Genomic DNA, 18,049 nt, shown 5'->3' with positions numbered 1-18,049 from the left:
GAATCGTTTATATCGATGTCATACAGCCACTGTTCAGACTTCTGCCGTTCATCGAGCTCTCTAGTAAGAAGTCCTGCAGAAGTGTCCTGCTTTACATGAACGATGTTTCAATCGTTAGTTGTTTAATGAACTGTTTCCACTGAAGGCCGTTTCGTTTGATTGACTTACCCGCTACCGACTCAATTCCCTGCAAGACCAATCCGCTGACCCTGTACCTGGCACGTCTGGCGCCCTCCAGCCAACTGACCATGCGTTATGTGTTGCAGGATGCCGCTGACCGGTTGGGCTTCGAAGACATGAACGTCGAGGAGATTCCCTGGCACAACCTGCAACCGGAAGATGTCATCGCGCTTGTGGCTACTTTGCGTACGGACGGCTACGCGCCGAATACCTCTTCGCTGTACGTCAACGCGGTGCGTGGGGTGATGAACGAAGCGTGGCGCATGAGCCTGATCAGTCAGGATCACTTGCTGAAAATGCGCTCGGTCAAGGGGATTGCTGGTACGCGATTGTCCCAGGGGCGCAACCTCAGGCGCACGCTGATCCAGGAATTGATGGCGGTCTGCGCCGCCGATCCACGGCCACAAGGGTTGAGGGATGCGGCGATCATCGGGATTTTGTATGGCTCGGGAATGCGTAAATCGGAATCGGTGAACCTGGACCTGAACCAGGTCGATTTTGCCGAGCGCAGCCTTTGTGTGACCGCCAAGGGCAACAAGCAATTGATCAAGTACGCACCGGCCTGGGCGTTCGCCAAACTCAATGACTGGCTGGAACTGCGACGCTCGCTATTGAAGGAGGGCGAAACGGACGATTCGTTCTTGTTCAACCGCATCCGCCGCGGCAGCCACATCACTCGCGAGCGCATCACCAAACATGCGATCTATTACATCGCCCGACAGCGGGGCGCGCAGGTCGGGGTGAAAATCATGCCGCATGATTTTCGACGTTCGTTCATTACCCGAGTGATTGAGGAGTACGACTTGTCGATCGCCCAGAAACTCGCCCATCACAGCAACATCCAGACCACGGCCAACTACGATGTGCGCGATGACAACGAACGGCGTCGGGCCGTGGACCGGTTCGATCTTTGATGGCTGGGGTTCAAGATTCGCTCAGTACATGGGCATGGCCGATCGTCGAGACGTGAACCGCACTGCCGGCGGGTGGCGCATACAGGCCCGAACTGCGCACCATTAATGTTCGACCAGGCTGTTGCCCGGAAGCCAAAGCCTCCAGTTCCACCGTCAACGTGCAGGTATTGCCGCTGAAATCCCGCTCGGTCACAACGGCACGACACCCGGCAGCCTCGGTTGGGCTGGGCTGGATGCTGACGAGTTGCAGTTGTTCGGGACGCAGCATGATCTGCGCCGATTTGTTGTTCCTGTGGTTGTTTACCGGTATCCGACCGAGATCGCAATGGGCCCAGCCGGCTTCGATTCTGGCGGGCATGACCACGGCATCCCCCAGAAACAGCGCGGTTTGTTCATCCTCGGGGTAGCGGTAAAGATCCAGCGGATGCCCCGACTGCACCAGCCGACCGTCACGCATCACCGCCAGCTGATCGGCAAACGACAGCGCTTCACTCTGGTCATGGGTGACCAGAATGGTGGTCACGCCGGCCTCTGTCAGCAGCCGTGCGACCATTTTGCGCATGGCGCCTCTAAGTCCGGTGTCGAGGGCCGAAAACGGCTCGTCCAGCAACATCAAGCGCGGCTGTTGCGCCAATGCCCGCGCCAGTGCCACGCGTTGTTGCTGGCCGCCGGAGAGCTCATGGGGCCAACGGTTGGCCATGTTCGCATTCAGCGCCACGCTGTCCATCAACTCTGCGATTCGCTCCTGTTTTGCACTGCCCTTGATCGAAAGCCCGAAACCGATGTTCGCGGCCACGGTCATGTGCGGGAACAAGGCGCCGTCCTGCGGAACATACCCAATCAAACGCTGATGCGCCGGGACTTCGTGGGTGTCGTCGACGAGCGTTTGGCCATTGAGTGATAGTCGGCCTGCGTCCGGGAATTCGAAGCCGGCGATCATCCGCAACAATGTGGTTTTTCCTGAACCGGACGGGCCGACGATGACCGTTCGGCTGCCCGTTGGCACCGACAGGTTGATGTTCTCCAGTGCTTGATGGGAGCCGTAGGACTTGGAAATGGAATGAAGTTCAAGGGCGTTCATCGGCCAGCCGTTCGTTTGGATTGGTGATAAAGAAGTCCGGTCAAGGGAAGCGACAGCAAAATCATCAGCAAGGCATAGGGCGCAGCCGCGGCGTAATCGATTTCGCTGGTCATGGCCCAGAATCCGGTGGCCAGGGTGCGTGTGCCGTTGGGGGCAAGCAGCAGGGTGGCGGTCAACTCATTGGTGATCGCCAGAAACACCAGCGCGGCGCCAGCGGCAGCGCCGGGCGCGGCCAGGCGCAAGGTGATCAGCCACAATGCCCGGGCGGGCGAGCGGCCGAGGCTGCGAGCCATGTTTTCCAGCTCCACCGGCGCCTGGGCGATCCCGGCGCGCAAACTCACCAGGGCGCGGGGCAAAAACATCAGCAGGTACGCCAGCAACACCGTGATGGTTGTCTGGTAAATCGGCCGGGCGAAATGGATGGTGACGGTCACCAATGCCAAGGCAACGACGATTCCCGGCAACGAACTGGTGATGTAGTTGCAGCTTTCCAGCACACGTTGCAACCGTCCCGGAGAGCGAATCGACAGCCAGGCAATCGGGATGGCGGCGCAGGTGGTGAGGGCGGCACCCGCAAGGCCGAACAGCAGCGTCTGTTCCAGCGCCGGTAGAAGCTCGTCCATCTGCCAGACCTGCGTACCGCCGGCTATCAGCCAGTTACCCAAAGTCACGAGTGGCACGCCCAGCGCCAGCGCGCAGGTGACGACCTGCACGGTTAGCGCGAGGAAGGTTGTACCGGATTTCAAGCGCACCACCCGCTGTTCACGAGCGCTTCCCGACCCGACCCGGGCGTAACGCGCCGTGCCGCGAGCGGCCGATTCTGCTGTCAGCATCACCAGGCAACACAGCGCGAGCACGCTGGCCAGCATGTTGGCGGCGGGGCCGTTGAAGGTGGATTTGAACTGATCGAAGATGGCCGTTGTGAAGGTGTCGAAGCGGATCATCGCGTACAGGCCATATTCGGCCAGCAGGTGCAGACCCACCAGCAAAGCGCCGCCGCAGATGGCCAGGCGCAGTTGCGGCAGCACCACGCGGAAAAATATCGCCCAGGGTTTGAGGCCGAGCGATTCGGCAACGTCTTCGATGGCCGGATCGAGCCGGCGCAGCGTCGCAGCAATCGGCAGGTAAAGGAACGGGAAGTAGGCGATGACCGAGACCAGAACCCCGGCAAACAGCCCGTGAATCGGCGGGACCAGACTGACCCACGCATAGCTGTGAACGAACGCCGGCACCGCCAGCGGCGCGGTCGCCAACAACGACCACCAACGCCGACCCGGCAGGTTGGTGCGCTCTGTCAGCCAGGCCAGAGACAGGCCTAACGTGACGCACAACGGAATCGTGATCACCACCAGTAAAACGGTGTTGATCAATAATTCAGCGACCCGCGGCCGGAATACCAGCGGCACAAGGGTCGCCCAGCCTGTCTGAAACGATACGCCGATGACGAAGGCAATCGGCATCAGCGATAGCAGCGACACCAGCACCGACAAACCGATCACCCACGCGCCACCACGCCCCGCGAAGAGGCCGCGGGATCGTCGTCGCAAATTCGCGGGTATCGCCTCAGCGATACCCGCTGGCAAAGTTTCAGGTATCAATTAGAGCAGTCCTGCCTGAGTCATCAACTCCACGGCTTTTTTACTGTCGAGTTTTGAAGCATCGACTGTCGGCGCGTCGAGTTGCTGCAAAGGCACCAGTTTTGGGTTGGATTCAGCGTTCTTGCCCACTGCGTATTCGAACGATTTGCCGGTTTTGAGGATGGCCTGGCCATCTTTGCCGGTAATCCATTTGAGGAACGCCTGGGCTTGTTCCTTGTGTTTGCTGGACGCCAGCACGCCGCCACCGGAGACGCTGACAAACGCGCCCGGATCCTTGTGCTTGAAGTAGTGCAGGGCGGTGTTCTTGCTGTTCTCGCCGGTCTTGGCCTGGTCGCCGAAGCTGTAATAGTGGTAGATCACGCCGCTGTCGATCTGCCCGGCGTTGACCGCTTTTAGCACGGCGCTGTTGCCCCGGTACGCGGTAAAGTTGGTTTTCATCCCTTTCAGCCACTCCAGGGTGGCGGCTTCACCCTTGAGTGCCAGCACGGCGGCGGCGATGGCCTGGAAGTCTGCACCGGCCGGTGAAGCGCCCCAGCGACCTTTCCAGTTCGGGCCAGCGAGGTCCATCAGCGACTTGGGCAACTCGGCTTCGGGCAGTTTGCTCGGGTTATAGACAAACACCGTGGAGCGCGCGGCGATCCCCACCCATTTGCCATGGGCCGGGCGGTAAGCATTGCCGACCTGTTCCAGGGTGGCCGGCGCAACCGGTGCAAACAGCCCCGCGTTGTCGACGAGCACCATGGCCGGAGAGTTTTCGGTCAGGAATACGTCAGCCGGGGAGGCGGCGCCTTCCTGCACGATCTGATTGCTCATCTCAGTGTCGTCGCCATTGCGCACGGTCACCTTGATGCCGGTTTCCTTGGTAAAACCCTCGATCCAGGATTTGGTCAGGCTTTCGTGCTGGGCGTTGTAGACCACAATGCCATCGGCATCCGCTGCATACACGTGACCGGCGCTCAGCAGAGCGGTGGCCAGCAGTGCTGTTTTCAGGAAAGAGGGTAAATGGGCATTCATGCGTCGGCAGCTCCTGTTTTTTAATCGTATGCACAGATTCGGCAGAGTCGACGAGAGTAGATCGTCGAACAGTGTAGATCAATAGGAATCATTTGCATGTTTAAGGCGCGGCGAATGTAGTGCTTGAAATGAGAAAAAAACGTCAATTTAATCGTTAATTCGTGTCATTTGGCTTGTGGGCTCGGGCACCGAGACGCTCCCTCGTGAGCCGTTGCCTGGAGCGCTGTGCACGGTGATGTGGTCACCGCAACTCACCAAGGCGGGTGCTTTGCACCCAGTGACTGAGCCATACAAATCCGATCAGCAAAACGCATGCTTGCACCAGAAACAAGGTGAGGGCGATTTTGATGTTGAGCGCCAGGCTACGCCACACGAAGGATCAACCCCTTGCCACGAATGGTTTCGATCTCGACGTCGGCGCAGATCAATCCCGATGGCTGGACCTCGATCGACAAGTCACTGGACCGGGCATTGAAGCAGGTCCGCACCGGTTCACCGGACCTGGCCGCATGTACCGAGGCGCTGAACACCTTGTCGATGAAGATCGACCGTCAGAGCGCGCGCTGACAGATCATCGCAACCAATTGAATCGAGAGGCCCGTCAGGTCCTCTCTTTTTTTTTAAGCATAGGCCTGTCAGGGTTGGCGCTGCGGAAAAATCAGAATTTCCAGGTTGCCGCGCTGATAACGCTTGCCATCGATAGGTAACAACTCGACTTCTTGCACTTCCTGGACGCTGTTGACCCGCATGACCACGCCGACCGCGCCTTTTTTGCGAGCCTCGGTCATCCATTGGCCCACACTGTCCTTGGTCACTTTCCTCGACTCCATCGCGGGATCGTCGAGTCCGTACTTCAACTCGCCGACCGTGTTGTACAGATCAACCTGCGGACGCTTCAGGCGCCAGGACAAGGCCGATGCCGCACCCAAATCATTACTGAGCAGCGAGGTCGTCTGGCTCAAGGCATCCAGATGCTCGGCAATGAACTGATCGGGCATCTTGCTATCGACAATCTGGCCGGGCATTGCCGCCGGCAGCAATGCGATCAGCAGCCAGATGCCCAGGGCCGGCATGGCCCAGAACATCAATGGACGCAAGACTTGCAACGCGTTAGCGATGATCCAGCCAATCAGCACAATGAAACACAGCGACAGGCTGAACATTTCAGTGTTTTCGTAGATCTCTTTGGTGGCTTGCAGATAAAGCAGGGCGATCAGGGCAGTGGTAGCCATGACGACATTGATCATTCCATTGATACGAATCGCCCGGCCGTGCGCCTTTCTCAGCAACTTGGTCAGAGCATGGCCCATCAGCAACGCCAGGGGTAACAGGCACGGCATGATATAGGTCGGCAGCTTGCCGCTGCTCAGGCTGAAGAACCCCAGTGGCAACAGCAGCCAGAGCAACAGAAAGCAGATCGCCGGCTGGCGTTTCTGCTGCCAGGCTTGGACGAATGTCGTTGGCAGCAAGGCTGCCCAGGGCAGGCTCGACACGATCAGCATCGGCACGTAGAACCACCAAGGACGAGCGTGCTGCGCATCATCGGCAGCGAAGCGGCGAATGTGTTCGTTCCAGAAAAAAAACCGCCAGAAATCCGGTTCCTGATGGTGGATCGCGAGCACCCACGGCAGGCAGACCACGACGGCTACGACGACCGCCAGGGGCCCGTAACGTAACAACTCACCCAAGCGTCGTTGCCAGAGCATCCAGGGCAGGGCGATCAACACAGGCAACAACCAGGCAAGAAAACCCTTGGTCATGAAGCCCATCCCGCAGGCAAAGCCCAACAGCGCCCAGGCGCCGAGTCGAGCGCGTGAAACCTGGCTATCGATGGCAAACCACAGCGCAACCAGACTCAGGTTGACCCACAACGTGAATTGCGGATCGAGGTTGGCGTATCCGGCCTGACCGGCGATCAACCCGAAGCTCATATACAACAGTGCGCAGGCGAAGCTTTTGCGCGGGTCGTTCCAGAGGCGACGGGCAATCAGGTACGTTAGCCAGATACTCAGCCCGGTGCTCAGAGCCGAAGCGATACGCACCCCAAACAGGGTGTCGCCAAATACAGCCTGTCCGATGGCGATCATCCAGTAACCGGCAATCGGCTTCTCGAAATAACGAATCCCCATGAAATGCGGAGCGGTCCAGTTACCGCTCAACAGCATTTCCTGACTGATCTGACCATAACGGGTTTCGTCAGGCGTCCATAAGCCATGGGTCACGAGCGGCAGGAGATAAAAGACCAGGAAGACCAGCAGCAAACCCGGAACCATCCAGCGCTCGGCAATTGACTGGACCGAGGCGTCTGTTCTGGACAAATGGCCAGCGGAACGGGGAAGCAGGTTATCGGGCGTCATGACTAGTCCTTGGCAAAGTTTGTAAATGAACAGGTGCGCGGCACGACACAACAAGAACGCAACATTCTTGAATGTCATGACGCCATCGCGACCTGAACTTTGAAGTTGGAAGTTGGCTCAACTATTTTTTGGATATTTTTAAGTTAAAGCGATTCGTTCGCAAACACTGCATTCGGACGCATCGGCAGGATTATTGGCCCAGCTACTTTTCGTTCAACAGGGACTGCCAGTCACCGGCTTTGACGATACCGAGCACTTTAAGTTGTCCATCAGCACTAACGCGCACGAACAACGAACTGCCATATTCACTTTTCGGCGCGTGTCGGAAACCGGTCTGCGCTTCAAATTCGTGGATACAACCGCTGTGAGTGACCAACACCAAATTGCGATGAGCCACCTTGTGCGCCACCACATCGTTACGCAGGGTCTTGCCGCAGATCGACAGCCACTCCTGAGTCATCGCGTCTTTGCCGAGCATATAGTGTGAGGTTTGCACTGTACGGGTAACCGGGCTACTCAGGACGTCGGTCTGCGACAGACCCAGGCGCTGGAAGCCCTGGCCCACCGCCACGGCCGCAACGCTACCGGCTTGGGTGATACCGTCAGCCGGGCCCAGGCATGGGTTCGAGGATCGATCGCATCGCTCGGCATGGCGCACCAGAGCAATGACCTCACCGGCTTGCCAGCGCTGGAGCAGGTCCGCTTTAGTTGCGGTTCCAGCGGTCGACAGGTTGGCCGGCGATCTTGACCACAACACAAAACCGGTGACCCCGGCAAGGATGACCAAGACCACGATCAACCCCGTAAGCCCGAAAAGCCGCGATAGCCACATTGGTTTTTGCAGAAACTTGCGTGGTAGTAAATTAGGCACGTATGTTTACTCGTGAGTGCTCGATAAATATCAACTTTCCATGCACTTCTTCCAAACAGCATTTGAAGTCCATCGGCTATTTGGGTTGTCAAGGCGCAATTAACGACAAACTAAAAGGTGGCAGGTGCCTGAGGGGTGAAAGAAATGTGAAAATTTTGCGCGAGGGATGGGTCGCTAATAATTAGCGCATTATTGCAAACGCTTCTGTTATGTGCCTTGCCTCTGGGCTGACTTTAGTTTTGGCCCCGGTTCTGTGGCAATTGACCCCGACAATGGAGCCCGGCAACGAATGGATTTAAAGCAAAGCCTGACGAAAAGGATTGTCATCGTATTCGCCCTGATGAGCGCGCTGGTCGCGGGTATTTTGGCGGTTGGCATTGTTGCGACTGTCCATGTGGTGGAACGAAGGCTCACAGCCAAGACGCTGGGAGGAGGGCTGCACCGCCTGCTGTTGATGGACAACTCCGATAGCTGGCCCCATCAACCCGAGAAAGATGAACTGTTTTTTGCCCAGGGAGCCAAGGCCCCCATGGCCCTGAACTCGGTGCTGGAGGCGCTGCCTCCGGGGTTTCAGGAGATTCTCTACGATGGTTCGAAGTACTACGCCATGGTGAACCTGGTGGGTGATCGTAAATACGTTTTGTTGCGCGACCAACGAAATCACGAACAACGTGAACATGTGCTGTTCGTGGTGGTGGCGGTCGGGGTTTTTTTGAGCGTCTTGCTGGCTATTTTGATGGGCCGGTTGCTGGCCCGGCGCGTCCTCGCTCCTGTGATTCGTCTGGCGCTTCAGGTGCGGCATCGCGATCAATTGCTGGAGTTGGCACCACCGCTACATCCCGACTATGCCACGGACGAAGTGGGTGAACTGGCGCTTTCCTTCGATCAGACTCTGGGCCGTTTGCGCGCCGCACTGGGACGGGAAAAACTCTTTACCAGCGATGTCAGCCACGAACTGCGCACACCGTTGATGGTGTTGGCGAGCTCCTGTGAACTGCTACTCAGCAATCCGTCGCTGGACCACCGCACCACGGCGCAGGTTCAGCGAATCGCCCGTGCCAGTCATGAAATGCGCCAATTGGTCGAGACGTTTTTGATGCTCGCGCGTGCGCGGGAGGATTCCGGTTCAGGCGCGAATACCACCATAAAGGACGCCGCCGACGCGCTGGTGGATGTCTGGAGGACGCTGATCAGGGAAAAGGACATTGAGTTTGTTTACGTCGTCGAACACGTTTCAACGGATCGCCATAACCTGACATTCCTGCAATCGGTGATGGGTAATTTGTTGCGTAATGCCTGGCACTACACCGATCAGGGTTTCATTCGGCTGACGCTGCGCGAGCACGGTTTCAGTGTCGAAGACAGTGGCATAGGCATTGCGGAAGAAAAACGTCATGCGATGTTTCAACCGTTCGTGCGCGGTGATGAGCAACGTGGCGAAGGACTGGGCCTGGGCCTTTCGTTGGTCCAGCGTATTTGCACCCATCAGAATTGGCGAGTGGAACTTACCAGCCGCCAGCCAAGCGGATGTTGTTTCACGGTTGACTTGACTGGCGGGAGATCGGCTCTTATTGAGCCGCTGGACAACCCCTTGATGTACCGGAAGCGGCCTGATTGATCAACGCGGCCAGGCGTTTGACGTTGTTCTGTTGGGCGGTCACCAGTTCATCGATGGAAGGCCCTGACGGTGTCTGCAACGTGCTGCGACAAGTGATCAGCGCGTTATCGCTTTCGCCGAAATGGCGCAGGCGCCATTTGACGTCAATCAGTGCGTACTGCCCGGGAATCGAATCAAAACGTTGCACGTCCAGCCGCACCGATACCTTGCGCTGGGGATTGCTGTTGACCAGTTGATCGACCAAGGCACTGCGCAACTCATCCGACAGGCTCGCGCCCCACCACTCGGTTTCGAGGATCGCCAGGCCGCTGTTGCCCTGGCGAATGACGATTTGCGGGCGGTCGACCTGGGGAGGGACGCTGAGCCCCTCGATCTGGATATCCGCAGCGCTGGTTCTTGAATTACCGCTCGGTTGAGCCGGGGTCAGGGTGTGGAATTGAATAGGCTCACTGCGGCACGCCGTGAGTAGCAACAATGCAGTGACCAAGCTGATCTTCAGCGGATAAACCATGAGTGATGCTCCTGTGGTCATTTGCGCGGCGGCCCCTGCAGGTCCATCGGCGCAGCATTGTCGGGACGACCGCGAATCAGCGATTCCGGATGGCGTCCCAGGTAATCCGAGAGTTCACGCAAGGAGCGCGACATACGCCCGAGTTCGTCGAGGGTCTGGCTTAATTGTTCGCGTTGCGGCGAGCCTTCGGCCAAGGTCGAACTGGCCGATTGCAGCGTCTTGCTGACGTCCGCCAGGGTGGTCTGCACGCCGGGCAGGGTCTTGGCGTTGAATTGCGCCAGGCCTTTGCGAAGTTCGACGAGGTTGCTGTCGAGGTTACCGGCGATGCGTTCAATTGGCAGTTGGTTGATCTTGTTGACCATGCCCTCCAGTTTTTCCTGCAATTGTTCGAGGCTGCCAGGAAGGGTTGGGATAGAAACTGGACGGGCGGTCGGATCGAACACGACTTTCTCCGCTTTGGGGTAGAAGTCGAGCGCGATGTAGAGTTGACCGGTCAACAGATTGCCACTGCGGGCCTGAGCCCGCAGACCATTGTCGATGAAACTGCCCATCAGCCGCACGCCCGCGGCTTCGTCATTGGGGTCATGCTTCAAGACCTCGAGCATTTTGGTGTGGGCCTGGCCGAGTCGTTGCGGGTAGATCACGATGCCGACATTGACCGGGAAACTGCGTTTTTTTGCGTCGAAATCCAGATTGACCGACACCACTCTGCCGAACTCGATGCCAAGGAATTCCACCGGTGCACCGACCTTGAGCCCGCGCAAGGCTTGATCGAAACGCAAACTCAAGAATTGCCCCTTGCCGCTGGGCGGGGCGAGCGCAGTTAGCTGGTCTTCGAACAGGTCGAAGGCTTTGTCCTCGGCGGCCGGTTGATCGTTAGGGCTGTATTCCGGAGCACGGAAGGCGATGCCGCCCACCAGGATCGATGACAGCGACTCGGTTTTTACCGAAAAGCCATCGGCGCCAACGTTCACGTCGATCCCGCTGGCGTTCCAGAATCGGGTGTTTTCAGTGACGTAGGCATCGTTGGGCGCGTGGACGAACACTTCGATGTTGACCCCTTTACCGTTGGCGTCCAGGGCATAAGCCACCACTTGACCTACTGGAATCTTGCGGTAATAAACCGGAGAGCCGATGTCCAGCGAGCCGAGGTCTTCGGTGTGCAGGTTGAAGCGCTTACCCGGTTCGCCATAGGTGATCGGCGGCGGGTTTTCCAGGCCGGTAAAGTTTTTTGCACGAGCGTTGGCCTGCCCGATGTCGGCGCCAATGTAATCCCCGGACAGCAGGGTATCGATACCCGACACCCCGCCAGCGCCAATGCGCGGACGCACGACCCAGAATTGCGAGTCTTCGCGGGTGAAACTTTCCGCCTGCTTGGACAGTTTGATGGTGGCGTTGACGCTTTTCTGATCGTTGCTCAGCTCCACATCCGAGACTTGCCCGATCACCACGTTGCGGTATTTGACTTCGGTCTTGTTGGCCGTCAGGCCGCTGCCGGTCTTGAACGTGACGGTAATGGTCGGACCTTCCTGCATCATGGTGTGTACGACCAGGGAAATCCCCACCAGCACCGCGACGATCGGCACGATCCATACCAGCGAAACGCTGAAACGACGGGTTTTGACAGGGGCGTGGCCGGGTATTTGCGGCCCGTCAGTGACTTGCGACTTCATCCTTGACCTCCTCGTTTGGGTTGTCCCGCTCTTCTTTATCCCAGATCAGGCGTGGGTCGAAACTCATTGCTGACAGCATGGTGAAGACCACCACCAGGCCAAAGAACAGAATGCCCGGGCGCGGTTCGATATCGGCCAGGGCTTGAAACTTCACCAGTGAGGCCACCAGGGCGACCACAATCACATCGAGCATCGACCAATAACCGATGAGCTCGACGAAACGGTACAGCGTTGACCGCTGCTTGTTCGCCCATTGGCTGTCGCGCTGAACGGTCACCAGTAACAGCGTCAGGGCGACGAACTTGACGCCCGGCACCGCGATGCTGGCGATGAAAATAATCAGGGCAATGTCCCAGGCGCCGTGCTGCCAGAACTCCAGCACACCGCTCATGATCGTGCTATCGGCGCCGTTGCCGACCATCTTGGTGTTCATCACTGGCAGCAGATTGGCCGGGACGTAAAACGCCAGGGCAGTGAACATGTAGGCCCAGGTCCGGGCCAATGAGTTGGTTTTGCGCCGATGCAGCGGCGCCCCGCACCGTGTGCATTCGTGCAGTTCATCGGTCATGTCACAGGCCAGGCCGCAGCTATGACACAGGCACAGGTTGAGTTCACTCGCCACTGGGGGCCTGTTCATAAGATGTCCCATAGATCACGGATGTCGCGCCCTGCGATGCGGATCATCATCAGACTGAGAATGGCCAGGGCAAACAGGCCGATGCCGGGCAGCACATCCAGCAATCCGGCGAGTTTGATGACCGCCACCATCGCCCCCAGCAGACAGACCTCCAGCATGCTCCAGGGCCTGAGGGTTTCCAGCCAGCGCATGCAGAACCTGAAACCGGGCGAGCGACGGGAGGCGAGGGCGTAGCTCAGCACCCAGATAAGCAACACCAACTGGAAAATCGGCGCGACGATCATCGCGATCGCCGCCACCATGGCGATAAAAGTGATCGGCCCCAGACTCAGGGCCAGCACCGAATCCCAGAGTGTTGCGCTGTTTTTAAGGCCTTTGAGGCTGATGCTCATGACGGGGTAGAAGTTGGCGAAAATCCACAGCATCAACGCGGTGAAGGTCAGCGCCAGACGTTGCTCCACCGTCAGGCCGTTATAGCGCTGAAGCACGCCGCCGCAGCGCGTACACAGGGTTTTCTGATGTTTGGCGAGCGTGACTTTTTGATACACGCAGTCGCAGTGCTCGCAGATGATCAGTGGGTCAGTCGTAGCCATTGGCCGCACTCGCCAGGACGCAGGGAAGTCAGAGCACTCCCTCAATATAGAAGCGCCTAGCGATTGAGCAAATCTAAAGGCTGAACGATCAGCCGAGCAGTTCGCGCAGGCGATACCAGAACATGCCAAGCGCCAGCAGTGGAGAACGCAGCAGGGGCCCACCGGGGAAGGTCATGTGCGGCACCGCGCGGAACACGTCAAAACCCTGACTGTGTCCGACGTGGATCGCTTCACCCAACAGCTTTGCGCACCAGTGGGTCACGTTCAGTCCATGACCGGAGTAACCCTGGGCGTAAAACACGTTTGGATGCTGACTCAAGCGCCCGACCTGTGGGAAGCGATTGGCGCTAATGCCAATCTTGCCGCCCCATTGATAGTCGATGCGCACATTGGCGAGCTGCGGGAAGACCTTGAGCATTTGTGGGCGCATGTAAGCTTCGATGTCCGCCGGATCACGCCCGGAATAATGGCAGGCGCCGCCGAACAGCAAGCGTCGGTCCGCCGAGAGCCGGTAGTAATCCAGGCCGACTTTCTGGTCACAGAGCGCCAGGTTCTGTGGGATCAATTGCGTTGCAACGTCGGGCGTCAACGGCTCGGTAGCGATGATGTAGCTGCCCGCCGGGAGAACCTTGCCGCTCAGTTTCGGCTCGAGTTCTTCCAGGTGAGCGTTGCACGCCAGCACCAGACTGCCGGCGCGCACGGTGCCGCTGGCGCAGCGAACCTGCACGGTGCTGCCATGGATCAACTCCAGCACCGGGCTCTGCTCGAAAATTTGCACCCCTAAGGATTGCGCCAATAGCGCTTCGCCAAGAACCAGATTCAGCGGGTGCAAGTGACCCGAGCCCATGTCGACGAGACCACCGGCGTACACGCCTGAGTTCACCACCTGCTGACGGATCTGCTCCGGCCCGACGAGTCGGGTTTCGTGGGCGTAACCCGACTCGGCAAGGCCTTGCTGCTCAGCCTTGAACGCCGCGAACTGCGCTTTAGTATTGGCCAGTTCACAGAACCCCCAGCGCAGGTCGCAATCAATCCCGTGTTCGCGAATGCGGTTGCCCACGAGCGCTACCGACTCGACGCCCGCACGCTCAAGGTAGCGCACGCCTTCTTCACCAACATGACGGGCAAAACCGCTGACGTCATGGCCGATACCGCGGATCAACTGACCACCGTTGCGTCCGCTGGCACCCCAGCCGACACGTCGGCCCTCCAGCAGAATCACCGAGAGCCCGCGCTGCGCCAGTTCGATCGCCGTATTAACGCCGGTAAAGCCAGCGCCGATCACACAGACATCGGCCTCAAGATCCGTGGCCAGTGTGGGGTAGGGCGCCATTCCATTGGCTGACGCCGCGTAATAGGAGCGAGCATGTTCGTTGCTGTACTGGTTCATTGGTTGGACTTCACTTTGCTCCAGGAACGGGTCATCAAACGCATGATTGCCTGGGGCGGGGTGGTGGAAATGTAGAGCTTGTCGAGGACTGCCTGGGGTGGGTAAACCTCAGGGTTGTTGACCAGCTCAGGGTCCATGTCTTGCTTGGACGCCGGGTTCGGGTTGGCGTAACCGACTGACGCACTGACCTTGGCAATCACTTGCGGGTCCAGCAAGTAGTTGATGAAAGCATGCGCCTCTTTCTGGTTGCTGGCGTCTGCGGGAATCGCCAACAGGTCGAACCACAAGTTGCTGCCTTCCTTGGGAATCGCGTAGGCGATGTTCACGCCGTTCTTGGCTTCCTTGGCCCGGTTCGCGGCCTGGAACACGTCACCCGAGTAGCCGAAAGCCACGCAGATGTCGCCGTTGGCCAAATCTGAAACGTACTTCGAGGAGTGGAAGTAGGTGATGTAAGGGCGGATGGTCAACAGCTTGGCTTCGGCTTTTTTGAAGTCTTCAGGGTTTTCGCTGCGCGGGTCCATGCCCATGTAATTGAGAACGGCCGGGAACACTTCATCCGCCGAATCCATCATCGACACGCCGCACTGACTGAGTTTTTTCAGGTTCTCCGGTTCGAAAAACACGGCCCAGGAATCGATACGGTCAATGCCGAGCACTTGCTTGACCTTGTCGACGTTGTAGCCGATGCCGTTAGTGCCCCACAGGTACGGGACCGAGTGTTCGTTGCCCGGGTCGTTTTTCTCCAGCAGCGCCAGCAGTTTGGGGTCGAGGTTCTTGAAGTTGGGCAGCTGCGAACGATCGAGCTTCAGGAACGCGCCGGCTTTCACCTGGCGAGCGAGGAAGTGGTTGGACGGCACTACCACGTCATACCCGGTGCGACCGGCGAGCAGTTTGCCCTCCAGGGTTTCGTTGGAATCGAATACGTCGTAGATCACCTTGATCCCGCTTTTCGCCTGGAAGTCGGCGAGGGTGGTCTCGCCGATGTAATCGGTCCAGTTGTAGACGCTTACCGTTGGCTGAGCCTGCGCAACAGCGCTGAACAATAACGCCAGTGCGACCGGAACCACGGATTTCAATAGACGCATATCGACACCTCTTCGAATGTTCGTTCCCACGCAGAGCGTGGGAACGATCGTTAGTTGTTGTTTTTGTTGTTGTGATGTTTTAGACGCTGAGCAGCAGGAACTCACGCTCCCACGAGCTGATCACGCGCTTGAAGTTCTCGTGTTCGGCGCGCTTGACCGCGACATACCCGCGGACGAACTTGCTACCCAGATAACGCCCGACGGTTTCGCATTCTTCCATCTGCGTCAGGGCGTCTTCGATGGTGATCGGCAGGCGCAGATTGCGGCGCTCATACGCACGACCCTGGACCGCAGCGCTCGGCTCGATGCGCTCGACCATGCCCAGATACCCGCACAACAGGCTTGCTGCGATCGCCAGATAAGGGTTGGCATCGGCTCCCGGCAAACGGTTTTCCACGCGCATCGCGTCTGGCGTGGAGGTCGGCACACGCAGACCCACAGTACGGTTTTCTTCGCCCCATTCGACGTTCACCGGCGCCGACGTGTCCGGCAGGAAGCGGCGGAACGAGTTGACGTTGGGCGCAAACATCGGCAGCACTTTGGGGATGTACTTTTGCAGGCCGCCGATGTGGTGCAGGAACAGTTCGCTCATCTGCCCGTCGGCATCGGCAAAGATCGGCTGGCTGGTGGCGATGTCCACCACGCTTTGGTGGATATGCATGGCGCTGCCGGGTTCATCGCCAATTGGTTTGGCCATGAAGGTCGCGGTAACGTTGTGCTTGAGCGCCGCTTCGCGCAGGGTGCGTTTGAACACGGTGATCTGGTCGGCCAGATCCAGCGCGTCGCCGTGACGGAAGTTGATTTCCATCTGCGCCGGGCCGTCTTCGTGGATCAAGGTATCGAGGTCCAGGCCTTGAAGCTCGCACCAGTCGTACACGTCTTCAAACAGCGGATCGAATTCGTTGGCGGCATCGATGGAAAACGACTGACGACCACTTTCCGCACGGCCCGAACGACCCAGCGGTGCCTTGAGCGGCAAGTCCGGGTCTTCGCAGCGCTGGGTCAGGTAGAACTCCATTTCCGGCGCGACAATCGGCCTCCAGCCTTTGTCGGTGTACAGTTGCAGGACTTTTTTCAGCACGTTGCGCGGTGACAGCTCGATCGGGTTTCCGAACTTGTCGAAGGTGTCGTGAATCACGATAGCGGTGGGCTCGATGGCCCATGGGATCACGTACACCGCGTCAGAGACGGGCTTGCACACCATGTCGATGTCGGCCGGGTCGAGCAGGTCGTAGTAGATATCGTCGTCGACAAAGTCCCCGGTTACCGTTTGCAAAAGCACACTTTCCGGCAGGCGCATGCCTCGCTCATGCAGGAACTTGTTGGTGGGTGCAATTTTGCCGCGTGCGATGCCGGTCAAGTCGCTGACCACACACTCGACTTCGGTAATCTTGTGATCTTTCAGCCACGTGAGCAGCTGATCGAAAGGGACATTCATATAGACCTCATTATTGGTTTTATTAACGCCGGGGAGGCTGGTTTCATCCACCACACACTTCCCCTGTGGCGCGTTGACGACTATCTTGGGCGAGCCTTGACGTTCCATCTATCCACTTTCAGCAGCACCAAAACGCACCAAACGAGTGCGTAAGGTCACTCATGACAACGTGCAATCCCCTGCAAGTCCAAGCGTTCAGCACCGCCGATGTAGCCGAGCAAATCCGCGCCACACCGGGTTGGGTGCAGCATTACCAGCAAATGTCACCGGGGCATTTCGCCGGGCGCGTGCGTTACCTGGACTTGCAAGGCGTGGAGATTTACGAGGAACAGATGAACACGCGGGTCGAGCAGAATTTCAGCGCGCCCGAAGGTGCTCTGGCGTTCTGTTTCGATCGAAGCGACAACGCGCTGTACGTGTTGAATGGCGAAAGCCGCAACATCTGGATCACCCCGGAGAACTACCAGGAAATCGCCGTGGTGTTCGGTCCGGAGTTCGTGCAGCGTCACGGTTTGAACGTGGCCAGGCTCGAAGGCTTGTTCATGGCGCCGCTGAATTCGGGGCAGAACGCGTTATTCAGTCGCTGGCTCAGCGGGACGTTGACCCGGCTGGCGCAAACGCTCGATCCACCAAGCAAGGAGGCGTTGACCCAACAGTTGCTCGAAGACTGCCTGTACATCCTCGACAACGCGTGTGTTTGCCTTGATCGCGGAGGTTTACAGCGCCGCGCCGAAGAACGATCGGTGATGAAGCGCATCGGTGAGTGGGCGGCTGATGCCCCGGAAGAGACCCTGAATCTGCTTGAGCTTTCGCAGGTCGCCGGGGTATCACTGCGTCAGTTGCAGCATGCATTCAAGGCCTATACCGGGATGACCCCGACCCATTGGCTGCGCTTGCGCCGACTGAACAGCGCACGCCGCGAATTGTTCAACCGCACAGCGATGGACACCACCGTTGCTGAAGTGGCGATGCATTGGTCGTTTTGGCATTTAGGGCGATTTTCCAGCAGCTATCGGGCCTTGTTCAACGAACTTCCCAGTCAGACGCTTGCCCGCAAGCCCTGTGGCGCACCAGGTCGCGGGTAAGCCC

16 protein-coding genes are annotated in these 18,049 nt (G+C 58.4%); 4 read left to right on the top strand and 12 right to left on the bottom strand.

Annotated elements, in window-relative coordinates; all coding sequences use genetic code 11:
* Window positions 1-248 precede the first annotated feature (248 nt).
* A complete protein-coding gene (locus tag MO767_RS27250) occupies window positions 249-1,094 on the top strand; it encodes a tyrosine-type recombinase/integrase (protein WP_282483080.1) in 846 nt (281 codons plus the stop codon).
* Window positions 1,095-1,104: 10 nt separating this feature from the next.
* Here the strand turns inward: MO767_RS27250 and MO767_RS27245 are convergent, their stop codons facing one another.
* From MO767_RS27245 to MO767_RS27235, 3 genes are read right to left on the bottom strand one after another with little or no spacing between them, the layout of a single operon-like run.
* Entirely contained in the window at window positions 1,105-2,175 is a 1,071-nt protein-coding gene (locus MO767_RS27245; RefSeq protein WP_282483059.1) for an ABC transporter ATP-binding protein, read from the bottom strand.
* A complete protein-coding gene (locus MO767_RS27240) occupies window positions 2,172-3,770 on the bottom strand; it encodes an iron ABC transporter permease (RefSeq protein ID WP_282483079.1) in 1,599 nt (532 codons plus the stop codon). Before MO767_RS27240 ends, MO767_RS27245 begins: the two co-directional genes overlap by 4 nt.
* A 3-nt stretch (window positions 3,771-3,773) precedes the next feature.
* Window positions 3,774-4,787: an iron ABC transporter substrate-binding protein gene (locus MO767_RS27235; RefSeq protein ID WP_282483058.1), complete on the bottom strand. Its 1,014-nt coding sequence runs from the start codon at window positions 4,785-4,787 to the stop codon at window positions 3,774-3,776.
* Between the two features lie 387 nt (window positions 4,788-5,174).
* Between MO767_RS27235 and MO767_RS27230 the strand changes: the two genes are divergently transcribed.
* A complete protein-coding gene (locus tag MO767_RS27230; protein WP_282483057.1) occupies window positions 5,175-5,354 on the top strand; it encodes a hypothetical protein in 180 nt (59 codons plus the stop codon).
* A 68-nt stretch (window positions 5,355-5,422) separates the two neighbouring features.
* On the opposite strand, the gene arnT is transcribed toward MO767_RS27230, so the two are convergent.
* Both arnT and MO767_RS27220 read right to left on the bottom strand, forming a co-directional pair.
* Window positions 5,423-7,144 (bottom strand): lipid IV(A) 4-amino-4-deoxy-L-arabinosyltransferase, encoded by a 1,722-nt coding sequence (gene arnT, locus MO767_RS27225; RefSeq protein WP_282483056.1) that lies wholly within the window; start codon window positions 7,142-7,144, stop codon window positions 5,423-5,425.
* Window positions 7,145-7,346: 202 nt separating this feature from the next.
* Window positions 7,347-7,937, bottom strand: a complete 591-nt coding sequence (locus MO767_RS27220) for a histidine phosphatase family protein (protein WP_282483055.1) — start codon at window positions 7,935-7,937, stop codon at window positions 7,347-7,349.
* 367 nt (window positions 7,938-8,304) lie between these two features.
* Between MO767_RS27220 and MO767_RS27215 the strand changes: the two genes are divergently transcribed.
* Window positions 8,305-9,633, top strand: coding sequence for a HAMP domain-containing sensor histidine kinase (locus MO767_RS27215; protein WP_282483054.1), 1,329 nt, complete (start codon window positions 8,305-8,307; stop codon window positions 9,631-9,633).
* On the opposite strand, the gene MO767_RS27210 is transcribed toward MO767_RS27215, so the two are convergent.
* From MO767_RS27210 to MO767_RS27180, 7 genes are all read right to left on the bottom strand, one after another.
* Window positions 9,584-10,144 carry a PqiC family protein gene (locus MO767_RS27210; RefSeq protein WP_282483053.1) on the bottom strand — a complete coding sequence of 187 codons (561 nt, stop codon included), beginning with the start codon at window positions 10,142-10,144 and terminating at the stop codon, window positions 9,584-9,586. The genes MO767_RS27215 and MO767_RS27210 overlap by 50 nt on opposite strands.
* A gap of 17 nt (window positions 10,145-10,161) precedes the next feature.
* Window positions 10,162-11,817 carry an MlaD family protein gene (locus MO767_RS27205; protein ID WP_282483052.1) on the bottom strand — a complete coding sequence of 552 codons (1,656 nt, stop codon included), beginning with the start codon at window positions 11,815-11,817 and terminating at the stop codon, window positions 10,162-10,164.
* Complete coding sequence (locus MO767_RS27200; protein ID WP_282483051.1) at window positions 11,798-12,454, bottom strand: paraquat-inducible protein A; 657 nt, start codon at window positions 12,452-12,454, stop codon at window positions 11,798-11,800. The genes MO767_RS27205 and MO767_RS27200 overlap by 20 nt, the downstream gene beginning before the upstream one ends.
* Window positions 12,451-13,047, bottom strand: a complete 597-nt coding sequence (locus MO767_RS27195) for a paraquat-inducible protein A (protein ID WP_282483050.1) — start codon at window positions 13,045-13,047, stop codon at window positions 12,451-12,453. Before MO767_RS27195 ends, MO767_RS27200 begins: the two co-directional genes overlap by 4 nt.
* An 88-nt stretch (window positions 13,048-13,135) precedes the next feature.
* A complete protein-coding gene (locus tag MO767_RS27190; RefSeq protein WP_282483049.1) occupies window positions 13,136-14,437 on the bottom strand; it encodes an FAD-binding oxidoreductase in 1,302 nt (433 codons plus the stop codon).
* A complete protein-coding gene (locus MO767_RS27185; protein ID WP_282483048.1) occupies window positions 14,434-15,522 on the bottom strand; it encodes a polyamine ABC transporter substrate-binding protein in 1,089 nt (362 codons plus the stop codon). The genes MO767_RS27190 and MO767_RS27185 overlap by 4 nt, the downstream gene beginning before the upstream one ends.
* Window positions 15,523-15,601: 79 nt before the next feature.
* The gene (locus tag MO767_RS27180; protein ID WP_282483047.1) at window positions 15,602-16,960 is read right to left on the bottom strand and encodes a glutamine synthetase family protein; all 1,359 of its coding nucleotides are present in this window, start codon (window positions 16,958-16,960) and stop codon (window positions 15,602-15,604) included.
* A gap of 161 nt (window positions 16,961-17,121) precedes the next feature.
* On the opposite strand from MO767_RS27180, the gene MO767_RS27175 reads away from it, so the two are divergent.
* The gene (locus MO767_RS27175; RefSeq protein ID WP_282483046.1) at window positions 17,122-18,045 is read left to right on the top strand and encodes a helix-turn-helix domain-containing protein; all 924 of its coding nucleotides are present in this window, start codon (window positions 17,122-17,124) and stop codon (window positions 18,043-18,045) included.
* Window positions 18,046-18,049: the final 4 nt, after the last annotated feature.

It is taken from the genome of Pseudomonas sp. UYIF39 (assembly GCF_029963765.1).
Taxonomy (GTDB): domain Bacteria; phylum Pseudomonadota; class Gammaproteobacteria; order Pseudomonadales; family Pseudomonadaceae; genus Aquipseudomonas.
The sequence above is the reverse complement of the archived record's forward strand: the minus strand, read 5'-3'. Positions and strand labels throughout refer to the sequence as shown.

What these genes read in the sequence shown, in the direction of transcription:
- MO767_RS27235 (WP_282483058.1), bottom strand. Translation starts at nt 4,787, where the DNA reads ATGAATGCCCATTTACCCTCTTTCCTGAAAACAGCACTGCTGGCCACC.
- MO767_RS27245 (WP_282483059.1), bottom strand. Translation starts at nt 2,175, where the DNA reads ATGAACGCCCTTGAACTTCATTCCATTTCCAAGTCCTACGGCTCCCAT.
- arnT (WP_282483056.1), bottom strand. Translation starts at nt 7,144, where the DNA reads ATGACGCCCGATAACCTGCTTCCCCGTTCCGCTGGCCATTTGTCCAGA.
- MO767_RS27175 (WP_282483046.1), top strand. Translation starts at nt 17,122, where the DNA reads ATGACAACGTGCAATCCCCTGCAAGTCCAAGCGTTCAGCACCGCCGAT.
- MO767_RS27200 (WP_282483051.1), bottom strand. Translation starts at nt 12,454, where the DNA reads ATGAACAGGCCCCCAGTGGCGAGTGAACTCAACCTGTGCCTGTGTCAT.
- MO767_RS27210 (WP_282483053.1), bottom strand. Translation starts at nt 10,144, where the DNA reads ATGGTTTATCCGCTGAAGATCAGCTTGGTCACTGCATTGTTGCTACTC.
- MO767_RS27185 (WP_282483048.1), bottom strand. Translation starts at nt 15,522, where the DNA reads ATGCGTCTATTGAAATCCGTGGTTCCGGTCGCACTGGCGTTATTGTTC.
- MO767_RS27180 (WP_282483047.1), bottom strand. Translation starts at nt 16,960, where the DNA reads ATGAATGTCCCTTTCGATCAGCTGCTCACGTGGCTGAAAGATCACAAG.
- MO767_RS27195 (WP_282483050.1), bottom strand. Translation starts at nt 13,047, where the DNA reads ATGGCTACGACTGACCCACTGATCATCTGCGAGCACTGCGACTGCGTG.
- MO767_RS27205 (WP_282483052.1), bottom strand. Translation starts at nt 11,817, where the DNA reads ATGAAGTCGCAAGTCACTGACGGGCCGCAAATACCCGGCCACGCCCCT.
- MO767_RS27190 (WP_282483049.1), bottom strand. Translation starts at nt 14,437, where the DNA reads ATGAACCAGTACAGCAACGAACATGCTCGCTCCTATTACGCGGCGTCA.
- MO767_RS27215 (WP_282483054.1), top strand. Translation starts at nt 8,305, where the DNA reads ATGGATTTAAAGCAAAGCCTGACGAAAAGGATTGTCATCGTATTCGCC.
- MO767_RS27250 (WP_282483080.1), top strand. Translation starts at nt 249, where the DNA reads ATGCGTTATGTGTTGCAGGATGCCGCTGACCGGTTGGGCTTCGAAGAC.